The organism is Malikia granosa (assembly GCF_002980595.1).
GTDB classification, from domain to species: domain Bacteria; phylum Pseudomonadota; class Gammaproteobacteria; order Burkholderiales; family Burkholderiaceae_C; genus Malikia; species Malikia granosa.
This window is the reverse complement of the sequence record NZ_PVLQ01000159.1, coordinates 1-1,596: the sequence shown is the minus strand read 5'-3', so window position 1 is coordinate 1,596 and position 1,596 is coordinate 1. Positions and strand designations below refer to the sequence as shown.

Genomic DNA, 1,596 nt, shown 5'->3' with positions numbered 1-1,596 from the left:
TGCGTTAACAGGCCCTAGGAGGCCAGGCTTGCCGACCCTGGGCGCAGCAAGGTGCGACTGATTTGCGGTACCCTCTGCCTGATCCTGGGAGGCTGGCCCATCGCCGGCTTCCTTGTCCTGCCGAACGGCATGGCTGGGCGGCCATTGCGGCGTCCCGTGCGCCGGCCGCCCCTGCCTGACTCGACTCCCCCATGTCTGCTCACACCACCACCCTCGATGCTTCGGCGACCTCGGCCACGCCATCAGCGGCCGACCAGAAACCACAAGGCTTCCTGCTGCCCATCGTGGGCGGGGCGGCCTTCGCCCATCTGCTCAACGACCTGATCCAGGCGACCCTGCCGTCGATCTTTCCTCTGCTCAAGCTCAACTATTCGCTGAGCTTCGGCCAGATCGGCCTCATGGCCCTGGTCTACCAGGTGACGGCGTCGCTGCTGCAGCCCTGGATCGGGCTGTACACGGACAAGCACCCCAAGCCCCACCTGCTGCCGGCGGGCATGGTGATGACCTTGATCGGCATCGCGCTGCTCGCCACTGCCGGCTCCTACCCCATGCTGTTGCTGGCGGCCGCCGTCGTCGGCGTGGGCTCGGCCACCTTCCACCCGGAGGCCTCGCGGATTGCCCGCCTGGCCTCGGGCGGGCGCTTCGGCACGGCACAGTCCACTTTCCAGGTCGGCGGCAACACGGGCAGCGCGATCGGACCGCTGCTGGCGGCGGCCATCATCATCCCCAATGGCCAGCAGGCCGCGGCCTGGTTCATGGTCGTGGCCCTGGTCGCCATCCTGGTCCTGCTGCGCCTGACCACCTGGGTGCGGCAGCACGGCCAGGCCAAGGCGAGGAATCTGGCCAGGAGCCATGGCGAGGGGCTGAGCCGGCCTCAGGTCATACGGGCAGTGGCCGTCATCTGCATCCTGATATTCGCGAAGTTCGTCTACATCGCGTCGATCACCAACTACTTCACCTTCTACCTGATGCAGCGCTTCGGACTGAGCGTGCAGCACAGCCAGGTGTTCCTGTTCATGTTCCTGGCGGCCATCGCGGCCGGCACCTTCTTCGGCGGCCCGGTCGGCGACCGGATCGGCCGGAAGGCGGTGATCTGGATTTCCTTCCTGGGCGTGGCACCGTTCGCCCTCGCGCTGCCGCATGCGACCCTGTTCTGGACCGGCGCGCTGGCCGTGATCGTGGGCCTGGTGATGTCGTCGGCATTCTCCGCCATGGTGGTCTATGCCCAGGAGGCGGTTCCCGGGCGGGTCGGCCTGATCTCCGGCCTCATGTTCGGACTGATGTTCGGCATCGGCGGCATCGGAGCGGCCGGACTCGGCCAGCTGGCAGACATGAAGGGCATTGTCTGGGTCTACGGGGTCACGTCCTTCCTGCCGCTGCTAGGACTGGCCACCGCGTTGCTGCCCGACACCCGCAGCAAGAAGGCTTGACCGCCAGGCAGCAGGACGGCTGCCGCGCGCGCTTTCGCGCCCAAGCAAGATAGGGGGAACGAAGCCGCCTGCGCTGCGCGGGGCTGGGCGAGCCCGTTGAGCAGCACTCGCCGCAGCTTCGCTCGGGCCGAACCGCTCCGGCTGCTCAGCCCAGCAGCGGCGTGAG

The 1,596-nt window shown here is 67.9% G+C and carries 1 protein-coding gene; it reads left to right on the top strand.

Annotated elements, in window-relative coordinates; all coding sequences use genetic code 11:
* The first annotated feature begins 191 nt into the window (after positions 1–191).
* Complete coding sequence (locus C6P64_RS17785) at positions 192–1,430, top strand: MFS transporter (protein WP_105749851.1); 1,239 nt, start codon at positions 192–194, stop codon at positions 1,428–1,430.
* Positions 1,431–1,596: the final 166 nt, after the last annotated feature.

Bases quoted from the DNA above. Each gene is read 5' to 3' on its own strand.
- C6P64_RS17785 (WP_105749851.1), top strand. From the start codon at position 192: ATGTCTGCTCACACCACCACCCTCGATGCTTCGGCGACCTCGGCCACG.